Below are 17841 nucleotides of genomic sequence, written 5' to 3' on the forward strand. Positions count from 1 at the left end.
GATTCACTGCTTCAACAAGGGGTCGGGTCGGGTCGTGTCTACGCTCGGGCTCCCGTCAGGTCCGTCAGCCTGAAGTCGTCGGGCAGCGGGGTGCCCAGCTCGTTGAGGGCGGTGACGAGCTTCTTCTCCTCGTACGTGAAGTGCGACTCGACGAGTGCGATGAGGCCGTCCAGTTCGCCGCGTACCCGCCGCACCTCGGCCGGGTCCGGGTCCGCGCCCGGCAGGGTGTCGAGGAGCTCCTGGAGGCGGCGCAGGAGTTCCTCCACCTGCTCGTGGTCGCGCGCGAGCTCGGCCAGTACCGGCCGCAGCGCGGGATACGTCTCGGCGAGGACGGGGAAGACGCCCTGGTCCTCGGCGGTGTGGTGGCGGGTCAGCGCGGTGCAGAAGGCGAGGCAGTGCGCGCGGAGGCTCCGGGGGCGGTCGGCCCCGCCGGAAAGGGAGGCGTCCACCTCCTCGCGGAGGCGGGACAGCTCCTCGCGGAGCCAGATGTGGACGTCGACGAGCTGGTTCCCGAACGCCGCCAGGCGGTCGGACGGTTGGGGGCTTGTGGTCATCCGATGATGTTCGCACCGGACGCCGAACGCCGCACACCCCCGAGCGGGACGGGGGAGTGCGGCGTTCGCGCGTGCTGAAGGGGGGTGGCTCTCGCGTCAGCCGGTGAAGACCTCGATCAGCGACCAGACCGCCAGCCCCGCCATGCAGATGCCGCCGACGCGCTGGACGGTCTTGAGCGGGACGCGCTTGGCGATGAAGCGGCCCGCGACCAGGGCGAGGGCCGAGACGGTCATGAGGGCGGCGAGCGAGCCGATCGCCGTCGACCAGGTGCCGTTGGTGGCCGCGAGGTTGGCCGTCGTGATCTGGGTGAGGTCGCCCCACTCGCTGATGAACACGGTCATGAACGCCGTCGAGAAGACGGGCCAGAAGCCCGTCACCGTACGGCCGGCCGTGTCCTCGTCCTCGTCGTCGTCCCCGCCGCGCAGCAGGACGAACGCGCCGAAACCGAACAGCAGGGCCGAGACCAGCTTCACGATCCAGCCGGGGAGCATGCTCAGCAGACCGCCGGCGCCCACGGCGATGGCGACATGGGCCAGGAAGGCGGTGGAGGTGCCGAACCAGACGTACAGCGGACGCATGCGCGTGCCCATGGCGAGGGACGCGAACATCGTCTTGTCGGGAAGTTCGGCGAGGAAGATCAGCCCGAAGGCGGTGAGGATCGCCAAGGGGTCGAGGTGCATACCGGGGCTCTCTGGTGGGTCCGGGCCCGTGGACTCCGGGCACCGCCTCGATGGGCGACGGGAGGACCACTCGGCCCGGCATGACGGACCACGCCCACGGGTACGCGGACGCGGATGATGCCTGGCCGAAGGTCTCGCCCGTCCGGCGCGTGAACGCGCACGGACCCGGTCACCGGGAACCCGGGGGCTCCAGTGTGTCGACGACCGGTTCGCAGGGCTACTCCCCTTCGCTGCTCACGAGTGTAACGGACGGGGGCGCGCGTCCAGGTAGACGCCGTCCACCTGCGGAAGTAGACACTGTCTACGCATCTTGGTAGACAAAGGGTCATGCAGGAGAACAAGACCGAAGACGATGCCGTGGGTGACGACGGGCTCCGCGCCCGGCTCGTCCGCGTCGGTGTCGATCTCGTCAACGCCGAGGGCGCCCCGGCGCTGACCCTGAGGGAGATCGCGCGCCGCGCCGGCGTCTCGCACGGCGCGCCCCGCCGCCACTTCCCGACGCACCTGGACCTCCTCTCGGCCATCGCCCGCCAGGGCTTCGCCGAACTCGCCGCCCGCGTCGCGGCCGAGGACCGGGAGGACGCCGGGCCGCGCGAGCGGATCGGCCTGCTCGCCCGCGTCTACCTCGACTTCGCCGGGACCCGGCGCGGCATGTACGAGCTGATGTTCCGGCACGACCTGCTGGAGAGCGGGCGGCTCGGGCTGCGCGAGACCAGCCTTCCGCTCTTCGGCCGCCTCGCCGGACTCGTGGCCGAGGTCCGCCCCGGGGCCGATCCCGTCCTCGTCGCGGGCGCTCTGTGGGCCAACCTCCACGGCATCGCCCAGCTCTGGCACTGGGGCAGCCTCAGGCTCGCGACCGGCGGCGACGACCCCGGCCCGCTCCTGACCGCCACGCTCGACGCCCACCTGGGACCCCTGGGTCTCACGCAGCGCGGAGGACAGGCGGGGGACACGCCGTGACCGACGCCCGCCGTGCCTCCACCCTCGCCTGCAGTGTCGTCGGCGCCGCCGTCGTCGCCCTCGACGGCACCGTCCTCACCGTGGCCCAACCCGCCCTCGGCCGGGACCTGCACGCCTCCGTCGGCCAGGTCCAGTGGACCAGTACCGCCTACCTGGTCGCCGTCGCGAGCCTCCTCGTCTTCGCCGGCCGTCTCGGCGACCGCTACGGACACCGGCGCGTCTTCGCCCTCGGCGCGCTCGGCTTCGCCGCCGCCTCCGCCGGGATCGCGCTCGCCCCCGGCATCGGTGCCGTCATCGCGCTGCGCGTGGCCCAGGGCGTGTGCGGGGCGCTGCTCCAGCCCGCGACCCTCGGCATGCTGCGCACCGCCTTCCCGCCCGAGCGTCTCGCGACCCCGATCGCCGTACGCACCGCGGCCATCGGCCTCGCCGCCGCGGCGGGGCCGGTGGTGGGCGGCGCGCTCGTGTCCGCGTACGGCTGGCGCTCGGTCTTCCTCCTCGGCGTCCCGCCGACCCTCGCGATCGGCCTCCTCGCTCTCACCACCCCCGAACCCCGCCCCGCCAGGCGAGAGCCCAGCCCCGGGATCTCCGCGCTCGACCCCCTCGGCGCCGTCCTCCTCGCCGCCGCCCTCGGTCTCCTCGTGTACGGACTCACCGACGCGGCCCACGCCACGGGAACCGCCCTCGGGCTCCTCGCCGGGGTCGCCGTCGCCGCCGTCGGTACGGTCGCCGTGCTCGTCCGGCACGAGCGCCGCACCCCGTACCCGCTCCTCCCGCCCGAACTCCTGCGGAGCAGGCCCGTCCTCGCGGGGCTCGCCGTGCTCCTCGCCGCCTCCGCGGCGCTCTTCGGTTCGCTCTTCGTCGCGACGTACTTCCTCCAGGACGTCCAGCACCTCGACCCGTTCGACTGCGCCCTGCGCTTCCTGCCCCTCGCCGCCCTCATGGTGCTCGGCGCGCCGCTGTGCCCGCCGCTCCAGCGCAGGTTCGGCCCCCGGCGCACGGCGACGGCCGGGGCGGCCCTCCTGACGCTCGGCGTCGCCCTGCTGGCCTCGCTCGACGCGACGGCCTCCGCCGTCCCGGTCGGCCTCGCCTCCGCCCTGCTCGGCGCGGGCTTCGTCGCCCTCATGGTCACCGCGACCTCCGTCGTCGTGCACCGTGCCCCGGTGGCGCACGCGGGAGTCGCCGGCGGCCTCCAGCAGACCGTCATGAACACCGGACCCGCGATCGGCGTCGCCGGCGCGACCCTGCTGCTCGCCCTCGTCCCGGACGGCGGCTTCGTCCCGGACCGGGGTGCCGCGCTGCCCGTCCTCGCGGTGGTCGCCGCCCTCGCCCTGCCGGCGGCGCTCGCCCTGCCGGGCCAGGCGCGGCGCGACGGGACACGCCCGGGAGCCACACCACCCGGGGCGGCACGACTGCCCTGCGTACGATCATGAAATGCCTCATTCCGGCCATCGGCGCTCCCGCGTCCCGGTGGAGCGCACCCAGCTGAACCTCGGGCGTGCCCTGCCGTTCGTGGTCATCGTCCTCGCGTCCGTCGCCGATGTGGCCACGCCCGACGAGGACCGGTTCGAGCGGCTCCTCGTCGTCGCGCCCGCCCTCGCCGCCGTCACCTGGAGCGTGCGCGGGACGATCCAGATCGGGCTGCTCGCCATGATCGTGCGGGCGCTGCTCACCTTCGACAGGGGCGAGGCCCTCTTCCCCGAGCTGGTCGCCAGCGAACTGTTCCTCGCCCTGGTCACCGCGGCGGCGGCCTGGGTCAGCCGGGTCCGCACCCGTTACGAGCAGGACCTCCGCGAGGTCACCGCCGTCGCCGAGGTCGTCCAGCGGGTCGTCCTGCGTCCGCTGTCCCCGCGACTGGACCGCTTCGAGCTGCACCTGCTGTACGTCGCCGCCGCGGCCAAGGCCCGTATCGGCGGCGACTTCTACGAGGCCGTCAGAGTCCCCGGAGCCGTACGGGTCATGCTCGGCGACGTCCAGGGCAAGGGGCTCGGGGCGGTCGAGACCGCGTCCGTCCTGCTCGGCTCCTTCCGTGCCCGGGTCGCCGAGGCCCCCGACCTGCCGGCCCTCGCCGACAGCCTGGACGAGGGGCTGGTCGGGTACGGCGGCTGGGACCCCGAGTCCGACGCGGCGGAGCGGTTCGCGACCGTCGTCCTCGTCGAGTTCCCCGACGACCGGGACGTCGCCCGGCTCCTCAGCTGCGGTCACCCCGCCCCGCTGGTGCAGCACGGGACCGAGGTCTCGACGGTCGACTTCTCCGATCCCTCGCTGCCGGTCAACCTCGCGGGCCTGGCGGAGAATCGCCACCACGTCGAGGAGATCCCCTTCGGCCCGGGGGACCGGCTGCTGCTCTTCACGGACGGCGTCAGCGAGACCCGCGACCGTGCGGGCACCTTCTACCCGCTGGAGACGCGGATGCGTGGCTGGGTCCGAGAACCGGCCGCCGACCTGCCCGGAATGCTTCACAAGGACCTTGCCGCGTACGGCGGGGGCGGGCTCGACGACGATGTCGCGGCCCTGCTCGTGGTCCGGGCGGACGCCCCCGCGGACCGCCCTGACACCCGGTCCTGACGGGCTTCGCCGCGTCCAAACCCGATCCGAGGGGGCGGGTTGTGTCGTTCACGCCCGACCTCGTGATTCGTGCGCTGTCCGCACGCTCTGGCCGCTCCGCGCCCCCGTGCGTGAGGCTGTCGACCGTCCGCATGACGGACAGTCAGCAGCTGTCAGCAGTCGCCAGCAGCGACCAGCAGTCCACTCGAGAGAAACGGGTGCACGTGCCCCAGGACACCCCCTTCACCCCCGGCCCGTCCGACGACTTCCCGGGCTTCCCGGACGTCGCCGCGGGGCTCACCGCCGCCGACACGGCCCGGATCGCGGCGGAAGGCCTCTGGGCCGCCGACGGATCGGTGAACCCCGAAGCCGCGCGGCTCGGCCAGACCCTCGCCACCGCTCTCCTCGACGAGAACGCGCAGGACCTGCTCCCCGCCGAACTCGCCGCGCACGTCGAGGAGGTACGCGGGGTCGCCTGGCCCGCCTACCACCGGATCGAGGTCACCGACGGCACCCGGCTCTCCGCCTTCAGCCTCCGGCAGCTCGGCCCGGGACCGCACCCGCTCGTCGTCTTCCCGGCCGGCTGGACCCCCTTCGGCTGGCCGCTGTTCCTCTGGGCGTACGGCGCCCTGGCCCGCCGGGGCTACCACGTCCTCGCCTACACGCCCCGCGGGCTCGGCTACCGGGGACTCCCGTCCACCTCCGAGGGCTTCGTCGACGTCGCGGGACCGAACGACGTCTCCGACGGCTCCGATGTCGTCGACTTCGCCGTCGACCGCTTCGGACCGAGCGTCATCGGCTTCATGGGCGAGTCCTACGGTTCCGGCATCAGCCAGCTCGTCGCCGCCCACGACCAGCGCGTGGCCGCCGTCGTCGCGCTCAGCACCTGGGGCAACCTCGCCACCAGCATGTACGACCACCGGACCCGCCACACCGCCGCCGTGAAGGCCCTTGTCGGCTTCACCGGCGGACCCGTGGAGGAGCGGTTCGACGCCGCCAACCAGGAGATCCTGCGGAAGTTCGACGCGAACGAGGACATGGAGGCCGTCGTCGACTGGGGCCGCCGCCGCGCCCCGGAGACGTACGCCCATCTGACCAACCGGAACGGCACGCCCACCTTCTTCTCCAACACCTGGCACGAGAGCCTCTTCCCGGTCAACCAGGTGCTGACCACCTTCGAGGCGCTGACGGTGCCCAAGCGCCTCAACCTCTGGATCGGCGACCACGCCGTCCCCGAGGGCGCCGGGCTCATCGGCACGCAGCCGGGGCTGGTCAACCTGCCGCTCGCGGAGGCGTACGCCTGGCTCGACCACCATCTCAAGGGTGAGCGGAACGGGGTCGAGGAGTGGGACCGGGTCTGCGGTCAGGTGATGTTCACGTACCGGACGGAGCCCGTCCTGGACCCCGGGACCGGTGAGCCGACCGGGGAGAACCAGGTCGTCGAACCCGCCCTCCGGGAGAGCCGCGCCGACTGGTCGGAGGTGACGACCGCGGTCGAGACCTTCGCCCTCACCGGTGACGGAGCGGGCGGCGGCGACGGCGCGCTCGTCACCGGCGGCGGCGAGACCACGGCCCCGCCCGAGGGTGCCGGCTGGCGGCGCTCGTTCGTGGCGGGCGTGGACACCGAGGCCACGGCCATGGACATGCCGATCATGACGACGGGTCAGGCGGAGTGGGCGGGCAACCCCAAGGTCTACGAGACGCACAAGATCGACCGCCGTCACGCCCTGGTGTGGACGAGCGAGCCGTTCCCCGCCGACGGGGGAGCGGGCGTGCCCGGCCGCAGGGTGCGGGGCATCCCGCGCCTGCGCCTCACCTTCCGCTCCACCGCTCCGTCGGCGACCCTCGTCGCCCACCTCCTCGATGTCGCCGCGGACGACACGGCCCGGATCATCAGCCACGAGCCGTGCACCGCGTACGACCTGACGCCGGACGAGGACACCACGGCGACGTGGAACCTCCAGGCCGCCGCGTACGACATCCCCGCGGGCCACCGCCTGATGCTGGTCGTCGACAGCATGGACCCGCTGTACGGGGACGAGGCCACGGTGACCTGGACGCAGACCACCATCGGCTCCCCGGACGGCCTGCCGTCCTTCCTGGAACTGCCCCTCGGCTGAGCCCCGGCCGCCACGGACAGGGAGGGGACGCGCACCGGCCGGGTGCGCGCCCCCTCCCGTCGTGGGTGCGGTTACGCCACGGGCGCCAGGCCCAGGTGCTCCCGGAGCGTCGTCCCCGTGTACGCGGTCCGGTACAGCCCCCGCTCCTGGAGCTCGGGCACGAGCAGGTCCACGATGTCGTCGAGCCCGTCCGGGATCAGGTACGGCGTGATGTTGAAGCCGTCGATGGCGCCGTGCCGTGCGAACCGGCCGAACTTCTCGGCGAGCCCCGCCGGGGTGCCCACGTGCCCGCGCTGCGGCCCGAGCTCGATGACGGTCTCGCGCAGCGACCAGCCGTTCGCCTCCGCCCGCGCCCGCCATTCGGCGATCGTCGCCCGGGGGTCCTTCACCGCGCGCGTGCCGAACGTCCCGTCGTACTCGGCGATCACCGGCTCGTCGGCGGGCAGCGGCCCGTCGGCGTCCCGGTCGGAGAGGTCGATGTTCCACACGCGGCCGGCGATGCCGAGTGCGACGGCGGGCGTGACCTGTTCGAGCCGGACCCAGCGCGCCTTCTCCTCCGCCTCCTTCTCGGTGGCCCCGATGATGATCTCCGTACCCGGCAGGTGCCGGACGGCGTCCTCGGGCCGTCCCGCCGCCCGCAGCCGGCGCCGGATGTCCTCGGCGAACGACAGGGCGTCGTCGAAGTCCGTGCCGTGCGCGGAGAAGACCACGTCGGCGTGGCGCGCCGCGAAGTCCCGGCCCTCGCCGGAGTCCCCGGCCTGGAAGATCACCGGGTGGCCCTGCCGGCTGCGCGGCAGCGTCGGGACGAGATCGACGTCGAACTGCGCCCCCTGCCGCTGTACGCGTCCCAGTGCGCCCGGCACCGACCACGAGCGGGCGTCGACCGACGGGGCGACGGCGTCCTCCGCCCAGCTGTCCCAGACGGCACGCGCCACGGAGAGGAACTCCTCGGCGCGCCGGTAGCGGTCGGCGTAGTCGAGGTAGCCGCCGCGCCGGAAGTTCTCCCCGGTCCAGGCGTTGTGCGTGGTCACGACGTTCCACCCGGCCCGGCCGCCGGAGAGCACCTCGAGGCTCGCGAAGCGGCGCGCGAGGTCGGCCGGCTCGTTGAAGGTGACGTTGGAGGTGGAGACGAGACCGATGCGCTCGGTTCCGGCGGCGAGCGCCGACAGCTGGGTGATCGAGTCGGGGCGGCCGGCGATGTCGAGCTCGTGGACGCCGCCCTCCGACTCGCGCAGCCGCAGCCCGTCACCGAGGAAGAAGGCGTCGAACAGGCCGCGTTCGGCCGTGCGTGCCACCTGGAGGAAGGAAGCGGGGTTGATCTGCGAACCGCTCGACGGGTCCGACCAGACGGTCCAGTGGTTCACCCCCTGGAAGAAGACCCCGAAGTGGAGCTGTGCGTCGGGGCGGGGGACGTCGGTGGGATCGGTGCGGGTCATCGGGACTCCTCCCCAACGAGAGCGGTGGCGTCGGCGGTGGCGACGGTGGTGGTGGCGAAGCGGTTCTCGGGGCGGGGGAGACCCAGCGAGGTGCGCAGGGTCGTACCCGGCAGCGGGCGGGTCGCGAGCCGCCGTTCGAACAGTTCGGGCAGGACGCGCCGGGACAGGACCGACAGGTCCTCGTCGATGACGAGGGGAAGGAGCCGCACGCCGTCGACATGGGCGGCGAGTTCGGCGAGCAGCGCCACCAGGCCCTCGGCCGGGCCCGTGTACCGCAGCCGGTCCGGGCGCCGCTCCCAGGGCGCGTACCGCTCCAGGTCCGCTATTCGCTCGTCGGCGGTCTCCCGCGGGGTGTCGAGGGCGACCTCGATCTCGGCGAAGGCCAGCGGCACACCGGAGTCGGCCGCCGCCTCGATCGTCGCGGCCGTCGTGGGCCCGCCGACGAGGGCGACGTCGACGAGGCCGGGCGGGACGAGGCCGGGGTGGGCGAGGACCACGGGGCGGCCCTGCGGAGGGCGCGGGACGATCGACGGGCCCCGCACGGAGTAGGTCTCGCCGGTGAAGTCGATGGCGTGGAGCCGCGTGCGGTCCAGGTAGCGGCTGGTGGGCACCGACCGGATCACCGCGTCGTCCTCCCACGAGTCCCACAGGTCCCGTACGACCTGCAGGCCGTCGCGGGCCTCGCGGGCGAGCGCCTCGGGGCCCTCGACGAGGGGGCGCCCCCAGGCCCGCGCGGCGGCCGGGTCGTCCTCGACGCCCACGACCCAGCCGGCGCGGCCGGCCGAGACGTGGTCGAGGGAGGCCAGCTGGGTGGAGATGTGGAAGGGCTCGGCGTACGTGGTGGCGACGACGGGAGCGACGCCGAGGACGCTCGTCGACGCGGCGGCGAAGGCGGCGCGCTCGACGGCGCCGACGCGGCCCACGGGACCGGCGTCGGACTCGGGCGGAAGGATCGAGTCCTCGAACGTGACGAGGGTGAACCCGGCGTTCTCGGCGGCGGCCGCCGTGCGGGCGGTCCGACGCGGCGTCAGGAGCTCGCCGGGGGCGTGCGCGGCACGCCGCCACGCGGCCGGATGAGCGCCGTCGCCGTCGAGTTCGACGGCCAGACGCAGGGCAGGGCGGGGCATGGGAAGTCCTTCCGGAAGGCAGTGACGTGCGACGGCCCCGGGGCGCGGAGACGCGCCACGGCGAGGCCGTGCGGAAAGAGGTCACGGAACGCGCGGACCCGGGCCCGGTGAGGGCGGGGTCAGGCGCTGACGGAAGGACAGATGGCCGAAGACGTACGGCAGAAGTCGACGTGACGCCGGCAGACGAGCGGCCCGGCGGTCCGGGCGGGGCGGAGCGCCGCCGTCGCGTTCGCTGCGTACATGTGCGCCTCCCCCCTGGTCTCGTTCCCTTCACCTTAGGCAGGCGGGCTTCCGTACTGTCAAGGCCTTTCCCAGCTGGTGGGACCTTCCAGGGGGTAGCAGGGGAAGGGAACTTGGCGCACGGCGAGCCGCTCACGGATACGTCCCCGGGAGGAGGTGCCCGCCCCGAGAAGTCCCCTACGGTGCGCCCATGACCTTACTCACCCGGGCGGCCACCACCGCCGTCCTCGCCTTCTCGCTGGTCCTGTCCGGAGCCGCCCTCACTGCGGCGGCTCCGCCGGCCGCGACACCGTCGCCCGCCGCGACGGTCTCCTCCACCGCGACGGTCTCGCCCACCGTGGCGGACCCGTCCTCGGCCGCGACCCTGCCGGAGCCCACGGGGCCCTACGCCGTGGGCACCACCGTCCTGTCGCTCGTCGACCGGTCCCGCACCGACCCCTGGGTCCCCGCCGCCGACGGGCGCGAGCTGATGCTGAGCCTCCACTACCCGGCCGTCCGCCGGGACGGCGGGCGCCCCGCCCCGTACGCCACCGGCGAGGAGGCGCGGCTCCTCACCGAGGCGCTCGGCATCGGCGGAGCCGTCCCCGGCGAGGCGCTCGCCCGGATGCGCACGCACGGCGCGACCGACGCCCGCCCGGCGCCCGGCCGGTACCCGCTCGTGCTGCTCTCGCCCGGATTCGGCGCCTCGCGCTGGACGCTGACGCACCTGGCGGAGGACCTCGCCTCACGCGGCTACGTCGTGGCCTCCGTCGACCACGCCTACGAGTCGTACGGGATCTCCGTCCCCGGCGGCCGCACCCTCACCTGTGTCGCCTGCACCGCGCTCGACGTGGACGGCGTGCACCCGAGTGTGGTCACCAGCACCCGCGCCGCCGACATGCGCTTCGTCCTCGACCGGCTGATCGGACCCCGACCCGTCTGGCGCCACGCCCGCGTCATCGACGCCCGCCGCGTCGGTATGGCCGGACACTCGATCGGCGGGGCGAGCGCGGCCACCACGATGGCCGCGGACCCGCGCGTCGACGCCGGGGTGAACATGGACGGGGCCTTCTGGGAGGACCTGCCGACGGAGGGGCTGCGAGGCCGCCCGTTCCTGATGCTCGGCACCCACGACGGCACGCATCTGCCCGGCGGCGAGGACGCCAGCTGGGACCGGACGTGGCCGAGGCTCGACGGCTGGAAGCGGTGGATCACCGTGGCCGGAGCGGAACACTTCACGTTCTCGGACTATCCCGTGATCCAGAACGGATTCGGGCTCCCCGGCCCCGCGCTGCCGCCGGACCGGGCGGTGGCCGTCACCCGGACCTATGTGGCCGCGTTCTTCGACCGGCACCTCAAGGGCCGGGAGCGGCCCGTGCTCGACGGACCGACGCCCGGGAACCCCGAGGTGCACTTCCAGGGCCGGTAGCAGCCGGCCCTGGGACAGGGCTCAGGAACGGTACGGGGTGTTCGCGGCCGCCCAGTCCGCGAGGACGCGCGCCGAGGCTGCCACCGACTCGCGCCAGGTGCGGTCCGCGCCCTCGCCCGCCTCGTCGCTGACGTGCTTCACGATCCGCAGCGGGACACCGGCGAGCTCGGCGGCGGTGGCCAGCGCGTACCCCTCCATGTCGACGAGGGACGCCCGCTCCGCGAGCCGGGCGCGGGTGTCCTCGTCGTTGATGAACGAGTCGCCGGTGGCCAGGACCACCTCGCCGCCGTCCGCCAGGGACAGGGGTTCGCCGTACGCCCCGCCGACGAGGGCGGCGAGGAACTCGCCGTCGAAGTCGTGCTGGATCACCGTGCCGACGACGTACGTGCCGCTGAGGCCGGGGCGCAGCGCGCCCGCCGTGCCCAGGTTCACGATCTCGGACGGCCGGGGTCCCTGGGCGAGGACGGTCGAGAGGGCGGTCGCGGCGCTCACCTTGCCCATGCCGGTGAGCAGCACCGGAAGATCCGTGTCCAGGAACTGCGCCTCCTCCTTGAGGGCGAGGACGAGCAGCGGACGGTCGGCGGTGATCTTTCCGATGAGTTCCATGGAGGACACGCTAGTTCGACAGCCCACTCGTCGTACAACCGGGTCATCCGATCCTGTACGGGGCGGGTGGAGGTCCCGCCGGGTCAGACCGGCACGAGGCGGCCGATCAGCGCGCCCAGCTGCCGGGCGTTCCGGCACGGCCGCATGTCCACGACCTCGGCGTACGCCGGGGCCTCCGAGTCGCCCGTGCCCCACAGGGAGGGCTGCTCCGGGTTGAGCCAGTGGACGCGCTTCGCGCGGTCCGCGACCCGTCTCAGGGCCGGGAGATTCGGGTCCGCGCGGTTGGTCCGGGCATCGCCCAGGACGAACAGGACCGTGCGCGGCCCGATCGCGTCCGCGTACCGGTCGGCGAACTCCCCGAGTGCCGTCCCGTAGTCGCTCTGCCCGTGCCACCCGGTCACCTCGGCCTCCGCGAGGATCCGGTCGCCGAGGCCCGCCGGGTCCGCCCCGCCGCGTGCGACGAGGTCCGTGACCTCGTCGACCTGGTTGACGAACGCGAAGACCCGTACCCGGCTGAACTGGTCGTGCAGGGCCTGCACCAGCAGCATCGTGAACTGCGCGAAACCGGCCACGGAGCCCGAGACGTCGCACAGCAGCACCAGCTCGGGACGCCCCGGCCGGCGCCGCCGCAGCACGGGGCGGACCGGGACGCCACCCGTGGAGAGGGAGCGCCGCAGCGTCCGCCGCAGGTCGATCTCGCCGCGCGCCGCCCGTCGCCGCCGGGCCGCGAGCCGGGTGGCCAGCTTCCGCGCCAGCGGCCGTACCGCACGGCGCAGTTCGTCGAGCTGGGCCCGGCCGGCGAGGAGGAAGTCCACACCGTCCGCCGTGCCGGCGACCGCCCGCCGCGCGACCCGGTCCCGGCCCTGCCGCTCGGCGACCCGCCGCCGCGCCTCGGTCCGTACCCGCTCGCGGAACGCCTCGATGCTCCGCCGGATCTCGTCGTCGAGCAGCCGGTCGGTGAAGTCGGGCTCGTCCGCCGCGCGCCTCCGGGCGTCCCGCACCCGGGCGAGCAGGGTCTCGGGACGCAGCCTGGCCAGCGTCTGGTACGAGGACCAGCCGTCCGACTCCGGACCGGAACCGAAGCCGCCGAAGCCCCCCACCGCCTCGGCCGCCAGCCGGTCGAGGGCGGCCCCGTCGGCGGCGGCGAGCGCGGCGGCGATCCGCTCCCGCAGGCTCGCGAGGTCGGACGAGCCCCTCTCACCGATTTCACCGTCGCCGGTGTAACCGCCGCCCAGCGGGAAGTACAGGTCGAAGACGTGGTCGAACACCCGGCGCTGCCGCTCCCCGTGCAGCAGGGTCGCCGCGAGCGCCTCCCGCATCCGCTCCCGGTCCGTGAACCCGACCGCTTCGAGCGCGAGGCCGGCGTCGACGGTCTCGCCGGTGCCGATCCCGAAGCCGTGGTCGCGCAGCGCCGCCACCAGTCCGGTCAGCCGAGCCGTGACCCCGGCGGCGCCGCCCGGGCTCACACCGCGTCCAGGTCGAGCTTCGCCGCCGCCTTCACGATGTCGTCCTGGTGCTTGAGGAGGACGCCGAGGCTGTCCCGTACGAGCTCCTCGTCGAGCCGGTCGGCACCGAGCGCGAGGAGGGTGCGGGCCCAGTCGATCGTCTCGGACACGGACGGCACCTTGCGCAGGTCCATGGCCCGCAGCGAGCCCACGACCCGGACGACGGACGCGGCGAGCGCCGCGTCGAGACCCGGCACCTTGAGGGTGACGATCCGGCGCTCCAGGTCCTCCTCGGGGAAGCCGATGTGCAGGAAGAGACAGCGGCGCCGGAGCGCCTCGGACAGCTCACGGCTCGCGTTCGAGGTGAGGACGGTGAACGGTCGTCGTACCGCCGTGATCGTGCCGAGCTCCGGCACGGTGACCTGGAAGTCGCTCAGGACCTCCAGGAGCAGGCCCTCCACCTCGACGTCCGCCTTGTCGGTCTCGTCGACGAGGAGCACGGTCGGCTCCTCGGAGCGGATGGCGGTCAGGAGCGGCCGGGGGAGGAGGAACTCCTCGGAGAAGACGTCCGTCCGCGTCTCGTCCCAGCTCTCGCCCCGGCCGGCCGTGATCCGCAGCAGCTGCTTGGCGTGGTTCCACTCGTAGAGGGCGCGGGACTCGTCGACGCCCTCGTAGCACTGGAGGCGCACGAGCCGTGCCCCCGTCGCCTCGGTCACGGCCTTCGCGAGCTCCGTCTTGCCGACGCCCGCGGGGCCCTCGACGAGGAGGGGCTTGCCGAGCCGGTCGGCGAGGAAGACGGTGGTGGCGACGGCCCGCGAGGCGAGGTAGCCGGTCGCGGCGAGCCGCGCGGCGACGTCGTCGACGGAGCTGAAGAATCCGGTCGTCATGGCGGTCCCCCCGGGGAGTGGATGTCCGTACCGGCTTTTACCAGCCAGTAGCATCAGTCGTACTTGATCAGATCCACCCGCACCGCACAAGGCGACCCCAGGCCCGTCCCCGCGCGCCGCACGCGGCCCGCTGGTGCAATGGGGGAACCGGAAGGCGCCGCCCCGACGTGCGGGCGGTGGCGGTGGAGGTGTCGTGACGGAACAGGACGAGGTGTTCCTGTCCAGGGCTCGGGCGGAGTCCCTCCTGTCCAGGATGCGGACGATGGAGCAGGCGGTCGCCGAGATCGGCACGACGCTCGACGAGACCCACACCTGCCGAGAACTCGCCGCCTTCCTCATGCGGAACCTGGGCGGCTCCGTCGCGGTCGACCTGTACGCCGAGCAGGGCGCCCGGGCCCGGCGGGCGGCCACGGCGACCGCGCCCGGGCCCACGCCCCGGGCGGGCACCCGCACGGACACCCTCAAGGCCCCCCTCGCCGTCACCGACGACGACAAGCCCGTGGGCGTCGTCACCGCCACCCGCGCCATCTCCGCCCCCTTCACCTTCGACGAGTCCGCCGCCCTCCACCACGCCGCCCGCCTCGCGGCCCGGCACATCGGCCACGCGCGCCGGCTCGCCGCCACCGAGAGCACCGCGCTCCACCTCCAGCGCGCCCTCGTCGCCGAACCGGGCCGTCCGCACCCCAACCTGGAGACAGCCGGCGGCTACCTGCCCGTGGGGCACCAGGCGCTCGTCGGCGGCGACTGGTTCGAGACCGTACGGCTCCACTTCGGCCGCACGCTCCTCGTCGTCGGCGACGTCATGGGCCACGGCCTGGACGCGGCCGTCGACATGAACGCGTACCGCACGGCGCTGCGCGAAGTCGCCGCGACGGACCTGCCCCCGCACCGGGTCCTGCGCCACCTCGACTCGGTCGTCGCCGAGGACGACCTCCGCCGCCCCGCGACCTGTCTGCTCGTCCGGGTCGACCCGGCGCGGGGAACCGCGACCTTCGCCAGCGCCGGGCACCTGCCGCCCGTGGTCTTCGGCGCGGACGGTTCGGCGGAACTCGTCGATCTCCCCGTCGGCCCGCCGCTCGGCACCGGCGTCGGCGGCTACGAACCCGTCACGCGCCCCCTCACCCCCGCCGAGACGCTGCTGCTCTTCACCGACGGCCTCGTCGAGCGCCGGGGCGAGGACATCGACGCTTCCCTGGACCGCCTCGCCTCCCTCCGCCTCGCGCCGGACCCGGGCCCCGAACAGGTCGTCGACGCCGTGCTCCACCGCCTCGACGCCCACCGTGCCGAGGACGACGTGGCCGTCCTCGCCGCCCGCGTCCGCGCCCGCCCGACGGCGCACTGAGCCCCGCCCGGCCGACGTCGGAAAAGGCGAACGGACCCGGCCCGGATGCCTGTTTCACGCCTGGGCGGGATTCTTTCGCCGCGACGCTTGTGCGTGGCCCCGGCGCCCGGCACGCTCCTCGTATGAACACGGCCAGGCATGCCAGTGAACGTCTGATGAGCTGGCCCTCGCTGACCCCCGGCCGCGCCCACTGCGGCGCCGAGCTCGGACTCGGCACGGAGACAGAGGAAATCGTCCACTTCCACGGAGAACACGAGGCCGACGTCCACCTCACCCGGGCCATGGTCGCCAAACTGCGCCCCGCCCTCCTCGGGTCGAGCGCGGTCCGACTGCGCGCCGGATCCGGGTGGGTGACGGTCCGTCTGGACATGGGCTCGGACATCGACCTGCTCGCCACCCTGGTGAGCGCCGCCCTCCAGGCCAACGGCGTCCCCGACTCCGCCCCGGACGGCTGCACCCGCACCCTCCCGGTCCCTGGCAACCGCTGACGGCGGACCGGAACCTACTGCGGCACCGGGAAGAGCATGCAGGTGCTGGTGGCGTGCGCGAGGAGCCGGTCCTGCGCGTCGTAGAGACCGGCCTCCGCGAGCGCCGTGCGACGCCCGCGCGACAGCACCGTGCCGACCGCGCGGACCTTGCCGGTCTCCGTGGTGATCGGCCGCAGGAAGCGCGTCGACAGGTCGAGCGAGGTGTACGCCATGCCCTGCGGAAGCGTCGAGTGGACCGCGCAGCCGGCCGCCGAGTCGAGCAGCGTCGCGTACACCCCGCCGTGGACGCTCCCGATCGGGTTGTAGTGCTCCTCGCCCGGCTCGATGGCGAACACGGCCCGCCCCTCCTCGACCTCGTCGAGGGAGAAGCCGAGCAGGGCGGCGAGCGGCGGCCCCGGCAGTCGGCCGGCCACGATCTCGCGCAGGAAGTCGATCCCCGCCATCGTCGCCGCCGCCTTCGCGCTGTCCGCCGGGTCCTGCCACTCCACCGTCCGTGACCGCACTGTCATCGCTCCGCTCCCGCTCCCACCTGGCTGACTCTGTACCGCGAAGCTAGCCCTGCCGTCAGCTGACTGTCAACGACGCAGCCAGGTGGCTACAGTGTGACGATGAAGTGGCTGGAGACGGACACGGCGAACTGCCCGGTGGGCCGCACCCTTGACCTGGTGGGCGAGAAGTGGAGCCTGCTCATCGTGCGGGACGCCTTCAACGGCGTCCGCCGCTACGACGAGTTCCGCCGCCACATCGGCCTCTCCGAGGCCGTCCTCGCCGACCGCCTTCGCAAGCTCGTCGCCGCCGGCATCCTGCGCGCCGAGCCCTACCGCGAACCGGGCGCCCGGACCCGCTACGAGTACCGCCTCACCTCCAAGGGCGTCGACCTCTGGCCCGTCCTCCTCGCCCTGAAACAGTGGGGCGACACCCACGCGCCCGACCCCGACGGACCCGTACTCGACATCCACCACACCGACTGCGGCGCACCCGTCCGCGTCGTCGTCCGCTGCGAGGGCGAGGACCAGGCCACCCTCACACCCCGCGAGGTCACCGCCCGCCCCGGCCCCGGAGCCCGCCCCGCCCCGCGGTGACGACACCCTTTCGGCGGTACGGGGGAGGGGTCCGACCGCCCACGCGGGTACCCCACGAACCATGCCCCCCACACCCGGCCCGCCGGACGACGCCGCCCCCGCCGAACACGGCCACTGGTTCCACCGTCTCCACACCCGCGTCGTCGCCTCACCGGTCGGACTCGCCTGGAACCGCGGCCGCGCCATGGAACTCATGCACCGCGCCATGGGCTTCGCCGCGCTCAGTCTCCTCACCCTCGTCCCCCTCCTCATCGTCGTCGCCGCGGCGGACCTCGCCAGCGGCCAGGGCTTCGCCCGCTGGCTCATCCAAGGCCTCGGCGTCACCGAGGTCTCCCAGGAGGAGGTCGAGCGGCTCTTCGGCCAGCCGGGGCAGGCCCTGCAACGCACCACCGCCTTCGGCCTCGCCGCCCTCGCCGCCTTCGGCGTCACCTTCGGCTCCGCCGTCCAGACCGGCTACGAACGCGTCTGGGACCTCCCCACCGCCCGCTGGCACACCATGTGGCGCCACGTCGTCTGGCTCGCCGTCCTCGTCGGGGCACTGCTCCTCTTCGTCACCACCCCGACCCCCGAGGAATCCCCGGCCCTCGTCACCACCCTCGTCGCCCTGACCGACCTCGCCGGCACGTTCCTGTTCTTCTGGTGGTCACAGCGCTTCCTCCTCTGCGGCCGCGTCCGCTGGCGCGCCCTCGCCCCCGGCGCCGCGCTCACCGCGCTCGGCCTGCTCGGCCTGCGGATCTTCTCCCAGCTGGTCTTCTCCCCGCTCATCGCCTCCAACGCCGTCACCTACGGCCAGTTCGGCACCGTCCTCGTCCTCCAGTCCTGGCTCGTCGGCGTCGGCTTCGTCGTCTACGGAGGCGCCCTCGTCGGACGCCTCGCCCACGAACACCTCGTCACCCGCCGCCTGCGCCGCCGCACTTGACC

General features: G+C 73.8%; 18 protein-coding genes. 9 read left to right on the forward strand and 9 right to left on the reverse strand.

Going from position 1 to position 17841, the window contains the following annotated elements; all coding sequences use genetic code 11:
• Positions 1–38 precede the first annotated feature (38 nt).
• Together ACFC0Z_RS04705 and ACFC0Z_RS04710 are read right to left on the reverse strand one after the other, a co-directional pair.
• Positions 39–554 (reverse strand): hemerythrin domain-containing protein, encoded by a 516-nt coding sequence (locus tag ACFC0Z_RS04705; RefSeq protein WP_376432703.1) that lies wholly within the window; start codon positions 552–554, stop codon positions 39–41.
• A gap of 96 nt (positions 555–650) precedes the next feature.
• Positions 651–1235, reverse strand: a complete 585-nt coding sequence (locus ACFC0Z_RS04710) for a TMEM165/GDT1 family protein (RefSeq protein ID WP_376432705.1) — start codon at positions 1233–1235, stop codon at positions 651–653.
• 327 nt (positions 1236–1562) lie between these two features.
• On the opposite strand from ACFC0Z_RS04710, the gene ACFC0Z_RS04715 reads away from it, so the two are divergent.
• The 4 genes from ACFC0Z_RS04715 to ACFC0Z_RS04730 all read left to right on the forward strand — a co-directional run bounded on the left by ACFC0Z_RS04715 (position 1563) and on the right by ACFC0Z_RS04730 (position 6859).
• Positions 1563–2195 (forward strand): TetR/AcrR family transcriptional regulator, encoded by a 633-nt coding sequence (locus ACFC0Z_RS04715; protein ID WP_376432707.1) that lies wholly within the window; start codon positions 1563–1565, stop codon positions 2193–2195.
• Positions 2192–3625 carry an MFS transporter gene (locus ACFC0Z_RS04720; protein WP_376432709.1) on the forward strand — a complete coding sequence of 478 codons (1434 nt, stop codon included), beginning with the start codon at positions 2192–2194 and terminating at the stop codon, positions 3623–3625. The genes ACFC0Z_RS04715 and ACFC0Z_RS04720 overlap by 4 nt, the downstream gene beginning before the upstream one ends.
• Before the next feature lies 1 nt (position 3626).
• Positions 3627–4760 (forward strand): PP2C family protein-serine/threonine phosphatase, encoded by a 1134-nt coding sequence (locus tag ACFC0Z_RS04725; protein ID WP_376432711.1) that lies wholly within the window; start codon positions 3627–3629, stop codon positions 4758–4760.
• Between the two features lie 131 nt (positions 4761–4891).
• Positions 4892–6859: an alpha/beta fold hydrolase gene (locus tag ACFC0Z_RS04730; RefSeq protein WP_376432713.1), complete on the forward strand. Its 1968-nt coding sequence runs from the start codon at positions 4892–4894 to the stop codon at positions 6857–6859.
• 71 nt (positions 6860–6930) lie between these two features.
• On the opposite strand, the gene ACFC0Z_RS04735 is transcribed toward ACFC0Z_RS04730, so the two are convergent.
• From ACFC0Z_RS04735 to ACFC0Z_RS04745, 3 genes are all read right to left on the reverse strand, one after another.
• Positions 6931–8295 (reverse strand): NtaA/DmoA family FMN-dependent monooxygenase, encoded by a 1365-nt coding sequence (locus ACFC0Z_RS04735; protein WP_376432715.1) that lies wholly within the window; start codon positions 8293–8295, stop codon positions 6931–6933.
• The gene (locus ACFC0Z_RS04740; protein ID WP_376432716.1) at positions 8292–9422 is read right to left on the reverse strand and encodes an LLM class flavin-dependent oxidoreductase; all 1131 of its coding nucleotides are present in this window, start codon (positions 9420–9422) and stop codon (positions 8292–8294) included. The genes ACFC0Z_RS04735 and ACFC0Z_RS04740 overlap by 4 nt, the downstream gene beginning before the upstream one ends.
• 119 nt (positions 9423–9541) lie before the next feature.
• Entirely contained in the window at positions 9542–9664 is a 123-nt protein-coding gene (locus ACFC0Z_RS04745; protein ID WP_376432718.1) for a hypothetical protein, read from the reverse strand.
• A gap of 188 nt (positions 9665–9852) precedes the next feature.
• Between ACFC0Z_RS04745 and ACFC0Z_RS04750 the strand changes: the two genes are divergently transcribed.
• Entirely contained in the window at positions 9853–11070 is a 1218-nt protein-coding gene (locus ACFC0Z_RS04750) for an alpha/beta hydrolase family protein (RefSeq protein ID WP_376432720.1), read from the forward strand.
• A 21-nt stretch (positions 11071–11091) separates the two neighbouring features.
• On the opposite strand, the gene ACFC0Z_RS04755 is transcribed toward ACFC0Z_RS04750, so the two are convergent.
• From ACFC0Z_RS04755 to ACFC0Z_RS04765, 3 genes are all read right to left on the reverse strand, one after another.
• On the reverse strand, positions 11092–11676 hold the full coding sequence (locus ACFC0Z_RS04755; RefSeq protein WP_376432722.1) for a nucleosidase: 585 nt from the start codon (positions 11674–11676) through the stop codon (positions 11092–11094).
• Positions 11677–11759: 83 nt separating this feature from the next.
• Positions 11760–13142 carry a VWA domain-containing protein gene (locus ACFC0Z_RS04760; RefSeq protein WP_376432724.1) on the reverse strand — a complete coding sequence of 461 codons (1383 nt, stop codon included), beginning with the start codon at positions 13140–13142 and terminating at the stop codon, positions 11760–11762.
• Positions 13139–14008, reverse strand: coding sequence for an AAA family ATPase (locus ACFC0Z_RS04765; protein WP_376432726.1), 870 nt, complete (start codon positions 14006–14008; stop codon positions 13139–13141). The genes ACFC0Z_RS04760 and ACFC0Z_RS04765 overlap by 4 nt, the downstream gene beginning before the upstream one ends.
• A 193-nt stretch (positions 14009–14201) precedes the next feature.
• Between ACFC0Z_RS04765 and ACFC0Z_RS04770 the strand changes: the two genes are divergently transcribed.
• The gene (locus tag ACFC0Z_RS04770; RefSeq protein ID WP_376432728.1) at positions 14202–15350 is read left to right on the forward strand and encodes a PP2C family protein-serine/threonine phosphatase; all 1149 of its coding nucleotides are present in this window, start codon (positions 14202–14204) and stop codon (positions 15348–15350) included.
• A 155-nt stretch (positions 15351–15505) separates the two neighbouring features.
• Positions 15506–15838 carry a luciferase family protein gene (locus ACFC0Z_RS04775; protein ID WP_376432730.1) on the forward strand — a complete coding sequence of 111 codons (333 nt, stop codon included), beginning with the start codon at positions 15506–15508 and terminating at the stop codon, positions 15836–15838.
• Positions 15839–15852: 14 nt separating this feature from the next.
• Here ACFC0Z_RS04775 and ACFC0Z_RS04780 read toward each other — a convergent pair whose 3' ends face one another.
• Positions 15853–16347, reverse strand: coding sequence for a PaaI family thioesterase (locus ACFC0Z_RS04780; RefSeq protein ID WP_376432732.1), 495 nt, complete (start codon positions 16345–16347; stop codon positions 15853–15855).
• Between the two features lie 99 nt (positions 16348–16446).
• Here ACFC0Z_RS04780 and ACFC0Z_RS04785 point away from each other — a divergent pair, with 99 nt between their 5' ends.
• Together ACFC0Z_RS04785 and ACFC0Z_RS04790 are read left to right on the forward strand one after the other, a co-directional pair.
• Positions 16447–16920 carry a winged helix-turn-helix transcriptional regulator gene (locus tag ACFC0Z_RS04785; protein WP_376432734.1) on the forward strand — a complete coding sequence of 158 codons (474 nt, stop codon included), beginning with the start codon at positions 16447–16449 and terminating at the stop codon, positions 16918–16920.
• A 61-nt stretch (positions 16921–16981) separates the two neighbouring features.
• Complete coding sequence (locus ACFC0Z_RS04790) at positions 16982–17839, forward strand: YhjD/YihY/BrkB family envelope integrity protein (protein WP_376432736.1); 858 nt, start codon at positions 16982–16984, stop codon at positions 17837–17839.
• The last annotated feature ends 2 nt before the right edge of the window (positions 17840–17841 follow it).

It is taken from the genome of Streptomyces sp. NPDC056144 (genome assembly GCF_042264145.1).
Classification (GTDB): Bacteria; Actinomycetota; Actinomycetes; order Streptomycetales; family Streptomycetaceae; genus Streptomyces.